Source organism: Curtobacterium sp. NPDC087082 (assembly GCF_044745045.1).
GTDB lineage: Bacteria > Actinomycetota > Actinomycetes > Actinomycetales > Microbacteriaceae > Curtobacterium.
Map to the genome: position 1 here is coordinate 109,532 of NZ_JBIUZN010000002.1, position 17,503 is coordinate 127,034.

At 70.9% G+C, this 17,503-nt stretch carries 18 protein-coding genes and 1 tRNA gene; 8 read left to right on the forward strand and 11 right to left on the reverse strand.

The genetic code is table 11. The features are described from left to right. Nucleotides 1–48 precede the first annotated feature (48 nt). Together ACIPEP_RS05825 and ACIPEP_RS05830 are read left to right on the forward strand one after the other, a co-directional pair. Nucleotides 49–744 (forward strand): response regulator transcription factor, encoded by a 696-nt coding sequence (locus tag ACIPEP_RS05825; RefSeq protein ID WP_017888045.1) that lies wholly within the window; start codon nucleotides 49–51, stop codon nucleotides 742–744. An 80-nt stretch (nucleotides 745–824) separates the two neighbouring features. Next, nucleotides 825–2,534, forward strand: a complete 1,710-nt coding sequence (locus ACIPEP_RS05830) for a sensor histidine kinase (RefSeq protein ID WP_402716740.1) — start codon at nucleotides 825–827, stop codon at nucleotides 2,532–2,534. Between the two features lie 101 nt (nucleotides 2,535–2,635). On the opposite strand, the gene ACIPEP_RS05835 is transcribed toward ACIPEP_RS05830, so the two are convergent. The 7 genes from ACIPEP_RS05835 to ACIPEP_RS05865 form a co-directional block, all read right to left on the reverse strand. Next, nucleotides 2,636–3,442, reverse strand: a complete 807-nt coding sequence (locus tag ACIPEP_RS05835) for an endonuclease domain-containing protein (protein WP_402716741.1) — start codon at nucleotides 3,440–3,442, stop codon at nucleotides 2,636–2,638. A 400-nt stretch (nucleotides 3,443–3,842) separates the two neighbouring features. After that, entirely contained in the window at nucleotides 3,843–5,462 is a 1,620-nt protein-coding gene (gene groL, locus ACIPEP_RS05840; RefSeq protein ID WP_070417818.1) for a chaperonin GroEL, read from the reverse strand. A 259-nt stretch (nucleotides 5,463–5,721) separates the two neighbouring features. Further along, complete coding sequence (locus ACIPEP_RS05845; RefSeq protein ID WP_022903461.1) at nucleotides 5,722–5,925, reverse strand: cold-shock protein; 204 nt, start codon at nucleotides 5,923–5,925, stop codon at nucleotides 5,722–5,724. 203 nt (nucleotides 5,926–6,128) lie between these two features. Then, nucleotides 6,129–6,710 carry a LytR C-terminal domain-containing protein gene (locus tag ACIPEP_RS05850; RefSeq protein WP_402716742.1) on the reverse strand — a complete coding sequence of 194 codons (582 nt, stop codon included), beginning with the start codon at nucleotides 6,708–6,710 and terminating at the stop codon, nucleotides 6,129–6,131. Further along, nucleotides 6,707–7,003: a DUF3263 domain-containing protein gene (locus ACIPEP_RS05855; protein WP_229085283.1), complete on the reverse strand. Its 297-nt coding sequence runs from the start codon at nucleotides 7,001–7,003 to the stop codon at nucleotides 6,707–6,709. The genes ACIPEP_RS05850 and ACIPEP_RS05855 overlap by 4 nt, the downstream gene beginning before the upstream one ends. A 96-nt stretch (nucleotides 7,004–7,099) precedes the next feature. Further along, nucleotides 7,100–8,101, reverse strand: a complete 1,002-nt coding sequence (locus tag ACIPEP_RS05860) for a DUF2332 family protein (RefSeq protein ID WP_402716743.1) — start codon at nucleotides 8,099–8,101, stop codon at nucleotides 7,100–7,102. Next, nucleotides 8,101–8,574, reverse strand: a complete 474-nt coding sequence (locus ACIPEP_RS05865; RefSeq protein WP_402716744.1) for a GNAT family N-acetyltransferase — start codon at nucleotides 8,572–8,574, stop codon at nucleotides 8,101–8,103. The genes ACIPEP_RS05860 and ACIPEP_RS05865 overlap by 1 nt, the downstream gene beginning before the upstream one ends. A 57-nt stretch (nucleotides 8,575–8,631) precedes the next feature. Here ACIPEP_RS05865 and msrB point away from each other — a divergent pair, with 57 nt between their 5' ends. The 3 genes from msrB to ACIPEP_RS05880 all read left to right on the forward strand — a co-directional run bounded on the left by msrB (nucleotide 8,632) and on the right by ACIPEP_RS05880 (nucleotide 10,174). Further along, nucleotides 8,632–9,036, forward strand: a complete 405-nt coding sequence (gene msrB, locus ACIPEP_RS05870; protein ID WP_070417813.1) for a peptide-methionine (R)-S-oxide reductase MsrB — start codon at nucleotides 8,632–8,634, stop codon at nucleotides 9,034–9,036. 36 nt (nucleotides 9,037–9,072) lie between these two features. Further along, a tRNA-Thr gene (locus ACIPEP_RS05875) sits at nucleotides 9,073–9,145 on the forward strand. Between the two features lie 39 nt (nucleotides 9,146–9,184). Then, nucleotides 9,185–10,174 carry an acyltransferase family protein gene (locus ACIPEP_RS05880; protein ID WP_402716745.1) on the forward strand — a complete coding sequence of 330 codons (990 nt, stop codon included), beginning with the start codon at nucleotides 9,185–9,187 and terminating at the stop codon, nucleotides 10,172–10,174. Nucleotides 10,175–10,413: 239 nt separating this feature from the next. On the opposite strand, the gene ACIPEP_RS05885 is transcribed toward ACIPEP_RS05880, so the two are convergent. Continuing rightward, complete coding sequence (locus tag ACIPEP_RS05885; RefSeq protein WP_070417812.1) at nucleotides 10,414–11,445, reverse strand: aldo/keto reductase; 1,032 nt, start codon at nucleotides 11,443–11,445, stop codon at nucleotides 10,414–10,416. 53 nt (nucleotides 11,446–11,498) lie between these two features. Then, nucleotides 11,499–12,299 (reverse strand): alpha/beta fold hydrolase, encoded by an 801-nt coding sequence (locus tag ACIPEP_RS05890; protein WP_261647409.1) that lies wholly within the window; start codon nucleotides 12,297–12,299, stop codon nucleotides 11,499–11,501. Here ACIPEP_RS05890 and ACIPEP_RS05895 point away from each other — a divergent pair. Beyond that, nucleotides 12,298–13,095, forward strand: a complete 798-nt coding sequence (locus ACIPEP_RS05895; protein ID WP_402716746.1) for an NAD(P)H-hydrate epimerase — start codon at nucleotides 12,298–12,300, stop codon at nucleotides 13,093–13,095. The two genes, ACIPEP_RS05890 and ACIPEP_RS05895, sit on opposite strands and share 2 nt — an antisense overlap. A 21-nt stretch (nucleotides 13,096–13,116) precedes the next feature. Here ACIPEP_RS05895 and ACIPEP_RS05900 read toward each other — a convergent pair whose 3' ends face one another. Next, nucleotides 13,117–14,124, reverse strand: a complete 1,008-nt coding sequence (locus tag ACIPEP_RS05900; protein WP_402716747.1) for a 2-deoxy-5-keto-D-gluconate 6-phosphate aldolase domain-containing protein — start codon at nucleotides 14,122–14,124, stop codon at nucleotides 13,117–13,119. On the opposite strand from ACIPEP_RS05900, the gene ACIPEP_RS05905 reads away from it, so the two are divergent. Then, entirely contained in the window at nucleotides 14,123–15,016 is an 894-nt protein-coding gene (locus ACIPEP_RS05905) for a neutral zinc metallopeptidase (protein WP_071294887.1), read from the forward strand. The two genes, ACIPEP_RS05900 and ACIPEP_RS05905, sit on opposite strands and share 2 nt — an antisense overlap. A gap of 19 nt (nucleotides 15,017–15,035) precedes the next feature. On the opposite strand, the gene ACIPEP_RS05910 is transcribed toward ACIPEP_RS05905, so the two are convergent. Beyond that, nucleotides 15,036–15,980, reverse strand: coding sequence for a DsbA family protein (locus ACIPEP_RS05910; RefSeq protein ID WP_402716748.1), 945 nt, complete (start codon nucleotides 15,978–15,980; stop codon nucleotides 15,036–15,038). Nucleotides 15,981–16,223: 243 nt separating this feature from the next. Between ACIPEP_RS05910 and ACIPEP_RS05915 the strand changes: the two genes are divergently transcribed. Next, nucleotides 16,224–17,324 carry an ABC transporter ATP-binding protein gene (locus ACIPEP_RS05915; RefSeq protein ID WP_070417806.1) on the forward strand — a complete coding sequence of 367 codons (1,101 nt, stop codon included), beginning with the start codon at nucleotides 16,224–16,226 and terminating at the stop codon, nucleotides 17,322–17,324. Nucleotides 17,325–17,503: the final 179 nt, after the last annotated feature.

The following is a 17,503-nucleotide window of genomic DNA, read 5'->3' on the forward strand; positions in this document are numbered from 1 at the left end:
ACCAACCGCTCTCAGGAAACCACTAGGGAACGGTCAGAAGATAGGACCATGAGCGATGGCCCCAAGATCCTGATCGTCGACGACGAGCCGAACATCCGCGACCTCCTGACGACCTCGCTGCGTTTCGCCGGCTTCGCCGTGCGCGCGGTGGGCAACGGAGCACAGGCGATCTCCGCCGTGCTCGAGGAAGAGCCGGACCTGATCATCCTCGACGTCATGCTGCCCGACATGAACGGCTTCGGCGTCACCAAGCGCCTGCGGTCGTCGGGCTACACCTCCCCGATCCTGTTCCTCACCGCCAAGGACGACACCGAGGACAAGATCACCGGTCTCACCGTCGGCGGCGACGACTACGTCACGAAGCCGTTCTCCCTCGACGAGATCGTCGCCCGCATCAAGGCGATCCTCCGTCGCACGATGAACGACGAGGAAGACGCGATCATCCGCGCCGGCGAGCTCACGATGGACCAGGACACGCACGAGGTCACGATCGGCGACGCGCAGATCGAGCTCTCGCCGACCGAGTTCAAGCTGCTCCGCTACCTCATGCTCAACCCGAACCGCGTGCTGTCGAAGGCGCAGATCCTCGACCACGTGTGGGAGTACGACTTCAACGGCGACGCCGGCATCGTCGAGTCCTACATCTCCTACCTGCGCCGCAAGCTCGACCAGTACTCGGCCGAGCCGATCATCCAGACCAAGCGCGGGTTCGGCTACATGCTCAAGGCGTCCAAGGCCTCGTAGGTCTCCCCGATCCCTCGGGGTTCGTCTTCACGGCGGTCGTCCGGTTTCACCGGGCGACCGCTGTCTATCGTTGGGGCAGCATGCACACGCGAATGAGCCGCTGGTGGGACGGGATCTCCCTGCGCACCAAGATCACCGGGATCACGGTGCTCCTGGTGGCGCTCGGACTGCTCGTCGCGGGGCTCGGCACGATGACGGTGCTGTCGACGTACCTCATGGCCCAGCTGGACAACAACGTCCGTCAGACGACGGAACAGCTCGAGGGTCAGAACATCAGCGACGGTGAGCAGTACTGCAAGCTCTCCGTCGTCCTCTCGCAGAGCGCGTACGTCGCCGCCTACGACTCCGCCGGCAAGCAGATCTGCCAGACCCCGGCGTCGAGCCGCCCCGACATCCACGAGCTCGACTTCTCCTCCGCGGCGCAGACCAGTTCTCGCTTCTCGCTGTACGACAGCCAGCACAACCACGAGTGGCGTGCGCAGGTCATCCCGGCGTCCCTGCAAGACCAGTCGACCGGCACCACGCAGGCCGGGTACGTCCTGGTCGCGGTGTCGAGCGCCGACACCGACCAGACCGTCCTGCGATTCACCGCCATCTTCCTGAGCTTCGGTGCCTCGGTGATCCTGCTCGGCGCCATGCTCACGCGGCTCCTCGTGACGGCGACGTTCGACCCCCTGCGCGACGTCGAGGACACCGCCGCCCGGTTCGCCGCCGGTGACTTCAACCAGCGCCTCGAAGCCGACACCCCCAACACCGAGGTCGGTCGACTGAACCGGTCCCTCAACTCCATGCTCGAGCGCATCGACTCCGCGTTCGAGGACCGGCAGCGCACCATCGACCAGATGCGCCGGTTCGTCGGGGACGCCTCCCACGAGCTCCGCACGCCCCTCGTGTCGCTCCGCGGGTACGCCGAGCTCTACCGGATGGGCGCGCTCCGCAAGGAAGAGGACGTCGCCCAGGCGATGGAGCGCATCGAGAAGGAAGCCCAGCGCATGGGCCTCCTCGTGCAGGACCTGCTGCAGCTCGCCCGCATCGACGAGTCGAAGCCGCTCGAGCTCGGCCCGGTCGACCTCGTCGCCATCGCCCGTGACTCCGCGCTCGACACGATGGCGTCGAACCCCGACCGCGAGATCCAGGTGCTCGTCGAGGACTCGGTGACCGGCGAGAGCGTGCCGCACGCGGTCCGTCCGGCATCGGCACCCGCCTCGGCCCCCGGTTCCGGCGACGGGCCCCCGGCATCGCCGACGTCCGCGAACACGACCGGCCCGATCGCGTTCTCGCGCCAGACGATCGCGCGACTCCGCGCCCGCCGCATCCGCGCGATGGGTGTCGACGGCACGGCTGCCCCCACCGACGAGACCACCCCGCTGCCCACCGTCGTGCTGCCGAAGCGGCCGCCGATCGTCCTGGCGGAGGAGAACAAGATCCGCCAGATCGTGACGAACCTCATGGGCAACGCCATGCGCTTCACGGAGCACGACGACCCGATCGAGATCGGCATCGGCGTGGACGACGAGCGCGGGATGGCGCACATCGACGTGATCGACCACGGCGAGGGCATCCCGCCGCAGCTGCGCGACAAGATCTTCCAGCGCTTCTGGCGCGCCGACACCTCGCGCGCACGGGACACCGGCGGCTCGGGCCTCGGGCTCGCGATCGTCTCGGGCATCGTCGCGGCGCACCACGGGTCGGTCGAGGTGTTCGACACCGAGGGCGGCGGCGCGACCTTCCGCGTGTGGCTCCCCCTGCTCCCCCGCGACTACGCCGCCCCCGCGCCCGCCGGCGCCTGACGCCCGCGGGCGTGCCGCCCGCCCGCCAGCTGGCCCGCCTGCCCGCCCGCCCGCGCCCACGGTCGCCCGCCCGCACGCCGCCCCCGAGCGGGCACTATCTGTCACGTTCGACGCTCCAGACCGGCACGAACCGCCCGGTCGGCGGTCGACTGGCCGCGTGTCCTGCCCACTCGCAACGCGAAGGCCTGACGCAGTCGCTCGAACATGACCGCTGGCCGAGCGGCATCGGCAGCGGTGACGTGGATCACGAGCCAGCCGTTCACCTCGAAGCCGTTCCGGCGACGCTGGTCGTGGTGGAAGGTCTCGCGCTCCCGGTGGTGGTCACCGTCGTACTCGAGGGCGATGCGGTACTCCGGCCAGGCCATGTCGACGCGTCCGAGGAACTTGCCAGCACCGTCGAGGACGTCGATGTTGAGCTGCGGCTCGGGGAACCCCGCGTCGACGACGGCGAGACGGACGCGGGTCTCCATCGCTGACTCCGCTCCGACGCGGATCAACTCCAGTGCAGCACGCGCCGTCCGAGATGCTCGTGCCCCAGGACGGATCGCCTCTGCGAGCTCATCGATGGTCGCGAGTCCGCTCCGACCGACGAGGTGATCACCGATCACCACCAGGTCGGCGAGTTCGAGCAGCGAGGCACACTCGAACCACATCTGCGCCGGTGCGCTCACCCGTTTGCCACAGTGCAGTCGGACGTCCGTCGATGCCGACCGGTGCCCCACCACTCCGGTGCGCCGCATGGCGTTGTCCGACGCCGAGGTGACGTGCACCGGGCCGTTGCGAGCAGCCGACGGCAACGGTGCGCCCCAGATCGACGCCGCACTGGTGTGGCTGAAGTGCTGGTCGGCTCGGAGCACCACCGCGATCGCGTCGATCCGACTGACCGTCGAACCGGCACGAGCGCGCACACCGTGGACGGGCGACTCGAGGTCACGACGCCGGAGTCGACCCGCGGGGATGTCCCGCGCAAGCGCGTCCCGAACGCGGAACGGGGCGTACTGGAACGGAACCGGAAGGGGATGTGCGTCGCGCATGCGCACCATCGTCGCCAAGAGGTGCCCAACGGAGGATCTTCGGGAGGCGACCTGTGGAGAACCGCCGAGCCGTGCCTCCTGTGCGGGAACAGTCTCGATACTGAACGGGCAGGACACGCCGCGCGTGGTTCGCGGAGCGGGCGGTAGGTGCCGCCGGGAATCGGCGAGCGTGACGTATTTCGCCCGCTCGGCGACCCCGCCCGCCGGCGCCCCCCCCCAAGCACGCAGAAGGGCCCCGCACGCGCAGCGTGCGGGGCCCTTCCGTCAGGACTGCTTAGAAGTCCATGCCACCCGTCGGGTCGCCGGCCGGAGCAGCAGGGGTGCGCTCGGGCTTGTCGGCGACGACGGCCTCGGTCGTGAGGAACAGACCGGCGATCGACGCAGCGTTCTGCAGCGCCGAGCGCGTGACCTTGGCCGGGTCGATGATGCCCGCGGCGACGAGGTCGACGTACTCACCGGTCGCGGCGTTGAGGCCGTGACCCGACTCGAGCTCGCGGACCTTGGCGGCGACGACACCCGGCTCGAGACCGGCGTTCAGCGCGATCTGCTTGAGCGGCGCGTCGATCGCGACGCGGACGATGTTCGCACCGGTCGCCTCGTCGCCCTCGAGCTCGAGGGTGTCGAGCACGACGGACGCCTGGATGAGGGCGACGCCACCACCGGCGACGATGCCCTCTTCGACAGCGGCCTTCGCGTTGCGGACGGCGTCCTCGATGCGGTGCTTGCGCTCCTTGAGCTCGACCTCGGTCGCGGCACCGGCCTTGATGACGGCCACGCCACCGGCGAGCTTCGCGAGGCGCTCCTGGAGCTTCTCGCGGTCGTAGTCGGAGTCGGTCGCCTCGATCTCGGAGCGGATCTGACGGACGCGGCCCGCGATCTGCTCCTCGTCGCCGGCACCCTCGACGATGGTCGTCTCGTCCTTGGTGATGATGACCTTGCGGGCCTTGCCGAGCAGGTCGAGCGTCGCGTTCTCGAGCTTGAGGCCGACCTCTTCCGAGATGACCTGGCCGCCGGTGAGGATCGCGATGTCCTGCAGCATGGCCTTGCGACGGTCGCCGAAGCCCGGGGCCTTGACGGCGACGGACTTGAAGATGCCGCGGATCTTGTTCACGACGAGCGTGGCCAGGGCCTCGCCGTCGACGTCCTCGGCGATGATCAGGAGCTGCTTGCCCGCCTGGATCACCTTGTCGACGACCGGCAGGAGGTCCTTGATGTTCGAGATCTTCGAGTTGACGATCAGGATGTAGGCGTCCTCGAAGACGGCTTCCTGACGCTCGGGGTCGGTCACGAAGTACTGCGACAGGTAGCCCTTGTCGAAGCGCATGCCCTCGGTGAGCTCGAGCTCGGTGCCGAAGGTGTTCGACTCCTCGACGGTGACGACACCTTCCTTGCCGACCTTGTCGATGGCCTCGGCGATGAGCGCGCCGATGGTCGGGTCAGCGGCCGAGATCGACGCGGTCGCGGCGATCTGGTCCTTGGTCTCGATGTCCTTCGCGTTGGCGAGGAGCTGGTCGGAGACGGCGGCGACGGCCTTCTCGATGCCGCGCTTGAGCGACACGGGGTCGGCACCGGCGGCGACGTTGCGGAGGCCTTCGCGGACGAGGGCCTGGGCGAGGACGGTCGCGGTGGTCGTGCCGTCACCGGCGACGTCGTCGGTCTTCTTGGCGACCTCCTTGACGAGCTCCGCACCGATCTTCTCGTACGGGTCGTCGAGCTCGATCTCCTTGGCGATGGAGACACCGTCGTTCGTGATCGTGGGGGCGCCCCACTTCTTCTCGAGGACGACGTTGCGGCCGCGCGGGCCGAGCGTCACCTTCACGGCGTCAGCCAGGATGTTCAGGCCGCGCTCGAGGCCACGGCGGGCCTCCTCGTCGAAAGCAATGATCTTTGCCATGTGAGTTTCTCGTCCCTCCCGGACGTCGTCATGGGGGTCGTGCTGGCACTCAGCGTGAGCGAGTGCCAACGCCGATTCTGGCACTCGCAGGGGTCGAGTGCAACACCGCCAGGAGGCGCGGGTCGAGTTCCCAGGACACGCACCGACACGAGCGACGAACGCACCGACACGAGGGACCGAAGCGACGAACGCCGGTCGCCGCACACGGACGAACGCGCCGCCCCGGACGGGACGGCGCGTTCGCGAGGTGGTTGCCGGGTCAGGCGGGACGGACCGATTCGGCCTGCGGCCCCTTCGACCCGGTGCCGACGTCGAACGTCACTGCCTGGCCCTCCTCGAGGACCTTGTACCCCGACATGTCGATTGCCGAGTAGTGCACGAACACGTCCTGGCCCCCTCCATCGACGGTGATGAAGCCGAAGCCCTTCTCGGCGTTGAACCACTTCACGGTTCCGTTGGCCATGATCTCTTGCTCCCTGCGGTGGTGCTGGTGCGGACGACGTAGTCGCCGTCTTGGGGAGACTCTTACCGAACAATGCCGACAGGGCAAGAGGTGTGACGTTGTTTCACGTCGATTCCGACAAGAATCAACGTGCTCGAAACACGGCCGTCACAAATGCGCGCACCACGAACCGGAGAACGCGACCAGGAATGCGCCGGGAACGATCAGCCGGCGTAGTCCGCGCCGAGCACGACGCTGATGTCGGCGTTCGGGAACGCCGCCGACTGCTGCACCGCGGTCGTGCCGAGCGACTTCGCGATGCGCTGCGCGACGGCGGCCTGGGCGGCCTGCTGGTAGTACACGATCGTCGAGGTCGCCCCGGTCGTGCCGGCGTCCCCCGTCGACGTCACCTTCCACCCGGCCGAGGTCAGCGCCGCGCTGCCCTTCGCCGCGAGGCCGGTCGTCGACGTGCCGTTCAGGACGACGAGCGTCGTCGCACCCTGGTCGGCCGGGGTCCCCGCGGCCGGTGCCTGCGACGCCGACGAGGACGCGGACGACGACGGCGCCGCCGATGCGGACGCCGACGCCGAGGCCGAAGCCGACGGCGATGCCGAGCCGGTGAACGAGTAGCTGCCGTTCAGGAGCGCGAGCGCGACGACGCAGCCCCCCACGATGACACCGGTGGCGAGCGCCGCCCACGCGAACGCGATCCACCCGCGCCCACGCCGCTGCGCACCGCGGTGCGCCCCGACCCGGGGGCCGTCGGCGACGTCGTCGAACCGGTCTCGGGGGTATCTCGTCGTCATCGTTCCTCTTCACGTCCTTCGGGAGCTGCACCGGGCGCGACGAAGCTGCGCGCTGCTCGGGCACTGGTGCGCGCGTACCGGAGCCGCTGCAGCCGGGAGACCAGCTGCGGGTCGTACGCGAGCGCCGCGGGCGAGTCGATCACACGGTTCAGCACCTGGTAGTACCGAGCGGGCGACATGTCGAACTCGACCCGGATCTCCGCTTCCTTCGTGCGGTCGTGCCGTGCCCGGTCGTGCTCGAACGCGAGCACGTGCTTGGCGAGCTCGTCGAGCTCGACGGGTGTGGCGGTCACTGCGGTTCCGATCACGGTGGGGGAACGGGTCTCGCACATCGTAGGGGTGGAGGTCATCCGCACCCTGGCACGCCGCTGGACTGTCGCGAAGACCGGTCACAGGTTCGGATCGGCCAACCACCGGACGCGGACCCCGAACGGGTCCGAGACGGCCAGGGCCACACCGTCGAGCGACGCGGTCGCGAACGCGTCCGGATCCGCCGGGTCGACGTCGTCCGGCAGGGTCGCGGCGACCCCGCTGAGGATCCCCGTGCGTTCCAGCGCGATCCAGTGCACGCCCCGCTCGCGCACCCGGTCGACGAACCGCTGGCGGTCCGCGCCGGGGACGTACACGAGGGTCCCGGTGGTCAGGACGACCGGCACGACGTCGTCCGGCAGGGCCTCCAGTGCGCGGTCGAGGTCGCCAGGCAGGGTGCCCCGGATGCGGACGGGAGGCGCGGCGAGCGTCGCGCGCGCAGCCTCGCGCATCAGGGCGGTGCGGTCCGTCGCCTCGGGCGGGACGGCCTCGACGAGCCGGTCGAACGCCCCGGGCCCGGCGAGGTCGATCGGGTTCGGGTCGAGGGCCACCCGCGCCCGGACGTCGATCGGGCACGCTGCCGGTGCCGGCACCGCGCCGCTGGCCGCCGCGACGAGGTGCAGGCCGGGCTCGACGGAGGCCGTGTGCATCCGGACGACCTCGGAACGCGCCCCGACGACGTAGTCGAGCGTCACCCGGTCCGGGATCGAGCAGAGCCCCGCCGCCGCCCCCGCGTCGACGAGGCCGAGCGGCCGCCCGACCCGAGCGGCGAGCGCCGCGAACAGCGGGACCACCGGGGCCAGGCGTCTGGGGTCGTTGGCCTGCACCGTGGCGGAGGCGAGGGCGGCGACCAGGGCGGGTCGCGCCTCCTGGACGAGCGCGCGCAGCGCACCGGGGTCCGCCGGATCGGCGCCCAGGCGACGGGCGACCGCGAAGAGGAGCTCCGGCTGCCGCTTCGACTCCGGGACCTCGTCGAGCACGGACACCGTGCCGTCGTCCAGCGACCGCGCCCACGCGGCGTAGGACGGCGAGACGCCCGCGATGCGCTCCGCGTAGGCGGCGTACCGCTCCCGTGTGTCCATCAGCGACCGGGACGGTGCATGCCGACGTGACGGATGCCGGCCTCGTCGTAGGGCGCTCCGAAGCGGACGAAGCCGTGGCGCTCGTAGAGTCCGGCGACGTACTCCTGGGCGTGCAGGACGAAGGGCTCGTGCCCGTGCGCACCGAGCACCGCGGCGACGAGGCGACCGGCGATCCCGCTCCCGCGGTGTCCGGGGTCGGTGGCGACCCGGCCGATCACCCAGGCGGGTGCTGCCGCACCGTCCGGGTGGACCTCGTCCGGTGCGGGTCGGATGAGCCGCAGGTACCCAACCGCTCGGTCTTCGGTGCCGAACCACCAGTGCTCGGTGTCCGGTTCACGGTCACGGCCGTCGAAGTCCTCGGCCGTGACGCGTTGTTCCAGTGCGAACACGCGGTTCCGGAGCACCACGATGCCGTACAGTTCGTCCGTCGTCAGACGGTCCCAACGGGCGTGGTGCACGGAATGTTCGGACATCGTCGCGAGTTTACCGAAGTGGTCGTCCAGCAACGGCGACAGGAGCAGGAGGAAACAATGGCATACAACGTCGACAAGTCCGACGCGCAGTGGCGCGAGGAGCTCTCCCCGGACCAGTACGCCGTCCTCCGGCAGGCCGGCACGGAGCGCCCGTGGACGGGTGACCTCCTCGACGAGGAGCGCGCCGGTGTCTACACCTGTGCGGCGTGCGGCGCGGAGCTGTTCAAGAGCGGCACGAAGTTCGACTCCGGCTGCGGCTGGCCGTCGTTCTACGAGTCGGTCGACCCCGACGCGGTGCAGCTGCTCGAGGACAACTCCCTCGGCATGGCACGCACCGAGGTCCGCTGCGCGAACTGCGGCTCGCACCTCGGCCACGTGTTCCCCGACGGGTTCGGCACCCCGACGGGTGACCGCTACTGCATGAACTCGATCTCGCTGAACTTCTCCGAGAAGAGCGAGTGAGGCCCCGGCGCGTCCGCCGCTAGGATGGGCGCGTCAGCCGGCATGGCGCAATTGGTAGCGCACCGTACTTGTAATACGGGGGTTGCGGGTTCGAGTCCCGCTGCCGGCCCTCTTCCGGTGACCGAGCAACTGATATACCATGTTGTGCATGGCAGGATCAGTGCGCTCACCGGGTATCGACCTCGTCCGGGTGTTCGGCGTCGTCGCCGTCGTCGCCGGACACGTGTGGACGACCGATCTCGCCGTCGCCGCTTTCTACCCGTGGCACGTGCCGCTGTTCTTCTTCCTCACCGGCTGGTTCTGGACCGCCGGTCGACCGCTCGGGGCGGAGGTCCGGGGCCGGGGGCGCTCCCTGATCCGCCCGTACCTGGCCTGGTTCGTGGTCATCGGGCTCGCCTGGTTCCCGGCGACGATCACCTCTGGTGCCGCCAGCCCGCTGGACCTCGTCCGTCCGTTCCTCGGCGGGCAGTACATCGGTCGGCCGTACTCGGCGTTCTGGTTCGTCACCGCCCTCGCCGTCGCGGCGGTCGCGCTGCGGGTCCTCGAACGTTTCCCCGCCTGGGTGCCGTGGACCGTCGTGATCGCCGCCGTCGGGGTGGCGACCGTCGCGCCGGGTGTGCTCCGACTCCCACCGGCGAGCGCCGGGACCGCGATCGCCGCCCTGGTGTTCGTCCTCGCCGGATCGGTCGCGCGCCGGTGGCTCCCGCGGATCGGGCGCCCGGCACTCCTCGGGGTGACGTGCCTCGTCGCGGGCGGGACCGCGGTGGCGCTGGGCAGTCGGCCGCTCGACCTCAAGCAGGCCGACTTCGGCACTCCCCTGCTCAGCACCGTGACGGCGGTCGTCCTGTGCAGTGGGCTCGTGCTGGTCGGGCTGGCGCTCGACCGTGTCGTCCGGGGGCGCGCGGCCGCGGTCGTGTCGCGGCTCGCGTCGGTCGGGATCACCGTGGTGCTCCTCCACGCAGCGGTCATCTGGATCACGGAGCCGCTCCTGCCGGCACCGCTCGTGTTCGTGGCCGCCACGGTCCTGCCGTGGACCTTCGCGCTCCTGCTCGACCGCACCCCGCTCGCTCCGTGGACGACGGGTCGGACGCCGCGGCGGACGGACCGGGTCCAGGGGGCGAGGCCGGTGGTCGCCTGACGTCGCGGGCAGCCTCCGTCATCACCGGTTCGCGCTCCGGACGACCACGGCCCCCACATGCGAAGGCCCCGGGTGGAAGCACCCGGGGCCTTCGGCGCGTGGAACACGGATCAGGGGGCGTTCCGAGCGCTCGACGCGGTAACCAGCCGGTCGTGCAGTGATGGTGACACCGCACCGAACACGGTGTCCACATCCCTGGTCAAGCTCGCGGAAAGCCGCACCCGTCGGACAGCGAACGCTCAGCGGCCCCCGGTGATCTTCCGCTCGCGCTGCGCGACGCCCGCGGTGCCGTAGGGGTAGTCGTCGATGCGCGGCGCGCTGACCTCGGTGAGCCGTGCGAGCTCGGCGTCGTCGAGGACGAGGTCGGCGGCACCGAGGTTGTCCTCGAGCTGCGAGACCGTTCGGGCACCGAGGATGACGCTCGTCACGGCCGGTCGGGCGAGCAGCCACGCCAGGGAGACCTGCGACCGCGAGGCACCGTGCGCGTCGGCGATGTCCGACACCGCGTCGAGGACGGCCCAGGTGCGCTCGTCGCCGTTCCGCGCCTCCCACGCCTCCATCCCGCGCGCCGGGTTCTCACCGAGCCGGGTCGCGCCGCTGGGGGCCTCGTCGCGCTGGTACTTGCCGGAGAGCCAGCCGCCGGCGAGGGGCGACCAGGGCAGCAGGCCGATGCCGGCGTCGAGGCAGGCGGGGACGATCTCGTGCTCGATGTCGCGGACGAGCAGGTTGTACTGCGGCTGCAGCGTCACGGGCGGCGCCCACCCGTGGCCCTTCGCCTCGTACACGGCCTTCGTGATCTGGTACCCGAGGTAGTTCGAGAACCCGTAGGAGCCGATCTTGCCCGCGGACACGGCGTCGTCGAGGAAGCGCAGGGTCTCCTCGATCGGGGTGAGGGCGTCCCACGCGTGCATCTGGTACAGGTCGATGTGCTCGACGCCGAGCCGCTCGAGCGAGGCGTCGAGGGCGACCCGGAGGTGCCGACGGGACAGCCCGAGGTCGTTCGGCCCGTCGCCCTGCGGGAAGCGCCCCTTGGTGGCGAGGACGACCTGCTGTGCCTCGGTCGGGTGCGCGGCGAGCCAGCGGCCGATGATGCGCTCGGACTCGTTGCCGGAGTAGACGTCCGCCGTGTCGATGAGCGTGCCGCCGGCGGCGACGAACGTGTCGATGATGGTGTGCGAGGTGGGTTCGTCGGCTTCGCTGCCGAAGGTCATGGTGCCGAGGGTCAGCGTCGACACCGATGTCCCGCTGTTGCCGAGGAGTCTGTAGTCCATGGCCGGGACGGTACGCGCGACCACCGGGGACAACGAGGACCTGGCAGTACCCGTCAGCGCTGGTCGGACACGGCGGTCTCGGTCAGGAACGTGATCGCGGCCTGGCGGAAGTCGCGCGACGTCGGCGCGTTGAAGTGGTTCCGGCCCGGGATCTCGAAGAACGAGGCGTCCGGGGCCGCCGCCGCGAGCCGCACGGCGCTGTCCTTGATGCCGTCCTCGCTGCCCGCGGCCATCAGTACGGGCTGCGCGGGCGCGTTCGACGGCGTCGGCTCGATGCTGCCCCGCATCCCCTCGACCATCGCCACGAGCGCGCCGAGGTCGTTCCCCTCGACGCCGGCGGCCATCGTCAGGTAGCCGTTCGTCACGCGGTCCTCGATCGGGGTGCCGTGGGCGAGGTGTGCCTTCGCCTGGTCGACCCGTACGCGCCGCATCGGGTCGGCGTCGGGGATGCCGCCGAACACCGCACGGGTGATCCGGTCGGGGAGCTGCTCGGCGGTGTGCCAGCCGACGCGGGCGCCGAGCGAGTACCCGAGGTACGCGACGTCGTCGAGCAGGTAGGTGTCGATCACGCTGACGACGTCCGCGACGAGGAGCTCCATCGAGTACGCGGACGGGTCGTGCGGCTTCGACGAGGCGCCGTGCCCGCGCTGGTCGAGCGCGACGACGCGGTACCCGGCGCGGACGAGGTCGCGCGTCCACCCGGAGGCGTGCCAGTTCAGCAGCGCGCCGGAGGCGAACCCGTGCACGGCGACGACCGCCGGGGCCTCGGGGTCGCCGAAGTCGTAGGTCGCGATCTTCAGCCCGTCCGGGGACATCACGACGCGGGGACGGGGTGCTTCGGGGACGAGTGACATGTCCCCTCCAGGCTACCGGGGCACTGTGGTCGCCATGGACGGCTACGGCGGCGATCAGATCCGGGCGGCGGAGCGGCCGCACCTCGACGCGGGCGAACCGCTCATGCAGCGTGCGGCGGACGGGCTGGCGCGGATCGTCGGCGGACTGCTCGACGACCCGGCCGTGCGTCCGGCTGACGGACCGGGATCGGTCCTGCTGCTGGTGGGCAGCGGCGACAACGGTGGTGACGCGCTGTTCGCGGGGGCACGCCTGGCGGCGGACGGGAGGCGCGTGACGGTGCTGCGCGTCGGCTCACGCGTCCACGGGGCGGGCCTGGCAGCGGCGCTGGACGCCGGGGCGCGCCTCCTGGACCGCCCGTCCGACACCGGGTCGGTCCGTCCGGCCGCGGACCTCCTCGCAGCGGCCTCCCGGCATGACGCTGCGCGTCTGGCCGCCGTCGCGACCGACGCGGCGCTCGAGGCGGACCTGGTGCTCGACGGGGTCCTCGGCATCGGCGTGCACGGCGCGTCCGCGCTCCGCTCGCCGGCGCGCGAGGTCGTCGCGGCGATCCGTCAGCTCGCACGCGACCAGCGTGCACCGTTCGTCGTGGCGGTCGACGTGCCGAGCGGCATCGACGTCGACACCGGGGCGATCGCGGACGACCACGTGCTGCAGGCGGACGTCACGGTGACGTTCGGCGGGGTGAAGGCCGGGCTGCTCCGCGGACCGGGCGCGAGCCTCGCGGGGCGGATCGAGCTCGTCGACGTCGGGATCGGTGCGGACCTGGCGGGCGTGGAGCCGCTGGTCCGCACCTGAGACCCGGGCTCGGACCCGGGGTCAGACCGCGCCGGCGTCCACGCCGTGCTCGATCCCCGGGCGGGCCTCGAGCCAGGTGTCGACGAAGTGGCGGTAGTTCGCCGCGATGAGTCCCTCGGCGGCCTCGGTGTCGAGGTGTTCGCGGACGACGTCCTCGAGCGGTTCCTCCCAGTTGCTGCGACCGATGGCGAACCCGACGAACCCGTCCACCCCGGCGGCGGTGCGCAGCCAGTGGTCGAGCTGTTCCTCGGGGGCGTCCCGGCCGAGGACGATGCACTGCACCGCGTCCCGGCCACCGCGACGCACGGCCCGGACGACCCGTTCCGCGTCCGCGCGCTCGTCGAGGCCCTCGAGCTTCCACACGTCCGCCTCGACCCCGTGGTCCTGCAGGTACTCGATGACCTGCACGACGAGGTCCGGTCGGAGGTCGCGGTCGTAGTCCTCGGCCGATGCCCGCTGCTCGTCGGTCGCCGGGACGAGCAGTTCGACCAGGAACGGCCGACCGGCACCGTGCAGCACGCCCGCGATGTCGGCGAGCTCCGATGCCTGCCGCTCGCGGCGCTCCGCGTCGAAGTCGGGGTTGTCGCGCACGAGCACCTTCACCCAGTCCGGGTCGAAGGCGTCCACGTGCGCGATCCAGTCCTCGCCGTACTCGAGCTCGAACCACTCCCGGCCCGACCGCTCGATCGGCATCGCGAGCTGGAGGCCGGCCTCCTTGACGAGCCGGGCGACGTCGGCGCCGTAGCGCTCGTCCACGAGGACGCCGGTCCGCTCGCGGGACGCTCCGGCCGCGAGCGCCGTGAGGACACCGCGGTAGACGAGCTGCTTGCCGGCGCGCACGCGCTCGGCCTCGGCTTCGTCGAGCGGCTCCCCGCCGGACTCGTCGTAGGTGTGCTCGAGGAGCGAGGACCGCTGGTCCATCGCGAAGAGGAAGAGGGGGTGGGATTCGTCGAGGACGGGCATGCCGTCCGGTCTACTCCTCCCGCCGATGCGGGCACCGAGCACCGCCCACCCGTACATTCGGGGCATGACGTTCAACGACGACTCGCAGCTCAAGGGCGGGAAGGTCACCCGGCGGGGGCGCGGCGCTGCGATCGGCGGCGGCGCGGTGGGCGTCGGCGCCATCGTCGTGTTCCTCATCGCACAGTTCACCGGCGTCGACCTCTCCGGCATCATCGACGGCGGCAACGGCACGACCGAGATCCAGCAGCGCGGTGAGACCGTCGACGCAGCAGCCGAGTGCCGAACGGGCCGTGACGCGAACCTCAAGATCGAGTGCCGGATGGAGGGCGCCGCCGAGTCGCTCGACGGGTACTGGACGTCCGAGTCACGGAAGCTCGGGATCGCCTACACGACCCCGGGGTTCATCCTGTTCGACGGCTCGACGAGCACCTCGTGCGGCCAGGCGTCGGCGGCGACCGGCCCGTTCTACTGCCCGCCGGACCGGGCGATCTACCTCGACACCGCGTTCTACGACGACCTGCAGTCGAAGTACGGCTCCTCCGGCGGGCCGCTCGCGCAGATGTACGTCGTCGCGCACGAGTGGGGCCACCACATCCAGCAGCTCCAGGGTGCGTTCGCGAACACCGACCGCTCGGGGACCGGAGCGTCGTCCGGCAGCGTCCGCGTCGAGCTGCAGGCGGACTGCTACGCGGGCGCCTGGGTCGGCGACGCCGCGACCACGAAGGACGCGAACGGCGAGACCTTCTTCGAGCCGATCACGCGTGCCGAGATCGAGGACGCACTGTCCGCCGCGAGCGCCGTCGGCGACGACAGCATCCAGGAGCGCTCGAGCGGTCGGGTCGACCCGGACTCGTTCACCCACGGGTCGAGCGAGCAGCGCCAGAACTGGTTCCTGCGGGGCTACCAGCGCGGCGCGACGGCGTGCGACACGTTCAGCGTGCCGGGTTCGTCCCTGTAGTCCGGGTCAGCAGCCCGGGTCAGTTCGACGGCGAGGCGCTCGGCGTCGCGGACCGGGTCGGGGTGGCACTCGGCGTGGGCGTCGGCGTCGGGGTGGGCGTGGCGTCGCTCGCGCCGGCAGCCGTCACCACGAAGGTCCGGAAGTCGTCGTTCGTGATCGGCGAGGTGAGCTCGTAGCGCTGCCCGTTCACGAGCACGAGGGGCGTGCCGGGGAACTCCTCGAGCGTCGACCCGGGGATGTCACCACCGGTCACCGCGGTGGTCCGCTCGTCGATCCACTTGCTGTAGGTCTGGTCCTCGATGCACTTCGTGATCGTCGACCGCTTCTGCAGCCCGTCCACGCCCGTGACGACCTTGGTCAGCTGCGCATCGGTCAACCCGGCGGTGCCCTCCTCCGGCTGCTTCGCGAACAGCGCCTGGTTGACGGCGAAGAACTGGTCCGGCGAGCTGTCCGCGACGCAGGCGGCGGCGTTCGCGGCACGGAGCGAGTACTTCGTGCCCTGCGACCGGTTCGAGAGGATCGCGATCGGGTGGATGTCCACCGTCGCCGCACCGGAGTCGACGAGGTTCTGGATGTACTCGCCGTTCGCGTCCTCGAACTGGCCGCAGATCGGGCAGAGGTAGTCGACGTACATCGTGATGCGCACCGAGCCGGCGGCGTCCGTCGAGGTCGGCGCGGGCGACTGCGAGGACGCCGTGACCGCCTTGAGGTCCTGCCCGATCGTGATGCCGCCCTGCGAGGTGTTCGCCGGGCCGGGGCCCGCGGGCTGCACGGAGTCGACGAGGACGAGTGTCACGACGGTCGCTGCGGCGAGCAGGACGACGCCGATGCCGATCTGCAGGCCGAGTCGGAGTCCGCGCTGGCGGCGCTTCTGCTGGGTGCGGGCACGCTGGGCGCGCTGTCGTGCGGCTTCGCGTCGTTCGTTCCGCGCGGCGCGGGCGTCACCCTCGGGGCGGTTGGTCATGCGTCGAGTGTCCTCACGTTGGTCGTCGTCCGTACGGCTTCCCCCGGCAGGCCGGACGGACCCGCCGATCGTACCGGGAGCCGATGGGAACCACCCAACCCGGTGTGAGCACTGGCGCTCCCGGGGCAGATCGTGTTGTATGAACCTCGATGGTCGACGGCGACCATCCGGGGCCCCCACGGGCAACCGCTTCACTCGGATCGTCCGGCACGTACCTGCCGGTGAAGGAAGGACCGAACGCTCATGGCGTCCGTCACCTATGACAAGGCAACCCGTCTCTACCCCGGAGGCAACCGTCCCGCGGTCGACTCCCTCGACCTGGACGTCGCCGACGGCGAGTTCCTCGTCCTCGTCGGCCCCTCGGGCTGTGGCAAGTCCACGTCCCTGCGCATGCTGGCCGGCCTCGAAGAGGTCAACTCCGGCTCGATCCGCATCGGCGACCGCGACGTCACGGACGTCCCGCCGAAGGACCGCGACATCGCGATGGTGTTCCAGAACTACGCGCTGTACCCGCACATGACCGTCGCCGAGAACATGGGCTTCGCGCTCAAGATCGCCGGCGTCGGCAAGGACGAGCGCGCCACCCGCGTGCAGGAAGCCGCGAAGCTCCTCGACCTCGAGCAGTACCTCGGCCGCAAGCCGAAGGCGCTCTCCGGTGGTCAGCGTCAGCGCGTCGCGATGGGCCGCGCGATCGTCCGTCAGCCGCAGGTGTTCCTCATGGACGAGCCGCTGTCGAACCTCGACGCCAAGCTCCGCGTCCAGACCCGCACCCAGATCGCCTCGCTGCAGCGTCGTCTCGGCGTCACCACGGTCTACGTCACGCACGACCAGACCGAGGCGCTCACCATGGGTGACCGCATCGCGGTGCTCAAGGACGGCATCCTGCAGCAGGTCGGCTCGCCGCGCGACCTCTACGAGAAGCCGAACAACGTCTTCGTCGCGGGCTTCATCGGCTCGCCGGCGATGAACCTCCTCCCGGCCGACGTGGTCGAGGGCGGCATCAAGTTCGGTTCGCTCAACCACCCCATCGACCGCGACACGCTCTCCAACGCGCGTTCCGGGAACATCACGGTCGGCATCCGCCCCGAGGACGTCATCGTGGCGCAGTCGGGCGAGGGCCTGCCGGTCACGGTCGACGTGGTCGAGGAGCTCGGCGCCGACGGCTACCTGTACGGTCACGCCGACGTCAAGGGTTCGCGCGTCGACATCGTCGCCCGCGTCGACGGGCGTTCGCACCCGTCGATCGGTGACACGATCGTCGTCACGCCGAAGCAGGGCCACGTGCACGCCTTCGACACCGAGTCGGGCGAGCGGCTCGACGACAAGGCCGTCGTCAGCGCGTAACGCTGGAAGGTCCCCACAGGAGGCGGGGGGGGCGCGGGGCCCCCCCCCCCCCCCCCCCCCCCCCCCACCAACCCCCCCCCCCCCCCCCCCCCCCCCCACCCCCCCACCCCGCAGTGGGGTGCGCCGAGCCCCCCCCACAGCCCACCCGGGACATGGAGGCGCCGGGGCGCCCCCACCGC

What these genes read in the sequence shown, in the direction of transcription:
- ACIPEP_RS05825 (WP_017888045.1), top strand. Translation starts at nt 49, where the DNA reads ATGAGCGATGGCCCCAAGATCCTGATCGTCGACGACGAGCCGAACATC.
- ACIPEP_RS05830 (WP_402716740.1), top strand. Translation starts at nt 825, where the DNA reads ATGCACACGCGAATGAGCCGCTGGTGGGACGGGATCTCCCTGCGCACC.
- groL (WP_070417818.1), bottom strand. Translation starts at nt 5,462, where the DNA reads ATGGCAAAGATCATTGCTTTCGACGAGGAGGCCCGCCGTGGCCTCGAG.
- ACIPEP_RS05845 (WP_022903461.1), bottom strand. Translation starts at nt 5,925, where the DNA reads ATGGCCAACGGAACCGTGAAGTGGTTCAACGCCGAGAAGGGCTTCGGC.
- ACIPEP_RS05850 (WP_402716742.1), bottom strand. Translation starts at nt 6,710, where the DNA reads ATGACGACGAGATACCCCCGAGACCGGTTCGACGACGTCGCCGACGGC.
- ACIPEP_RS05860 (WP_402716743.1), bottom strand. Translation starts at nt 8,101, where the DNA reads ATGGACACACGGGAGCGGTACGCCGCCTACGCGGAGCGCATCGCGGGC.
- ACIPEP_RS05865 (WP_402716744.1), bottom strand. Translation starts at nt 8,574, where the DNA reads ATGTCCGAACATTCCGTGCACCACGCCCGTTGGGACCGTCTGACGACG.
- msrB (WP_070417813.1), top strand. Translation starts at nt 8,632, where the DNA reads ATGGCATACAACGTCGACAAGTCCGACGCGCAGTGGCGCGAGGAGCTC.
- ACIPEP_RS05880 (WP_402716745.1), top strand. Translation starts at nt 9,185, where the DNA reads ATGGCAGGATCAGTGCGCTCACCGGGTATCGACCTCGTCCGGGTGTTC.
- ACIPEP_RS05885 (WP_070417812.1), bottom strand. Translation starts at nt 11,445, where the DNA reads ATGGACTACAGACTCCTCGGCAACAGCGGGACATCGGTGTCGACGCTG.
- ACIPEP_RS05895 (WP_402716746.1), top strand. Translation starts at nt 12,298, where the DNA reads ATGTCCCCTCCAGGCTACCGGGGCACTGTGGTCGCCATGGACGGCTAC.
- ACIPEP_RS05890 (WP_261647409.1), bottom strand. Translation starts at nt 12,299, where the DNA reads ATGTCACTCGTCCCCGAAGCACCCCGTCCCCGCGTCGTGATGTCCCCG.
- ACIPEP_RS05905 (WP_071294887.1), top strand. Translation starts at nt 14,123, where the DNA reads ATGACGTTCAACGACGACTCGCAGCTCAAGGGCGGGAAGGTCACCCGG.
- ACIPEP_RS05900 (WP_402716747.1), bottom strand. Translation starts at nt 14,124, where the DNA reads ATGCCCCGAATGTACGGGTGGGCGGTGCTCGGTGCCCGCATCGGCGGG.
- ACIPEP_RS05910 (WP_402716748.1), bottom strand. Translation starts at nt 15,980, where the DNA reads ATGACCAACCGCCCCGAGGGTGACGCCCGCGCCGCGCGGAACGAACGA.
- ACIPEP_RS05915 (WP_070417806.1), top strand. Translation starts at nt 16,224, where the DNA reads ATGGCGTCCGTCACCTATGACAAGGCAACCCGTCTCTACCCCGGAGGC.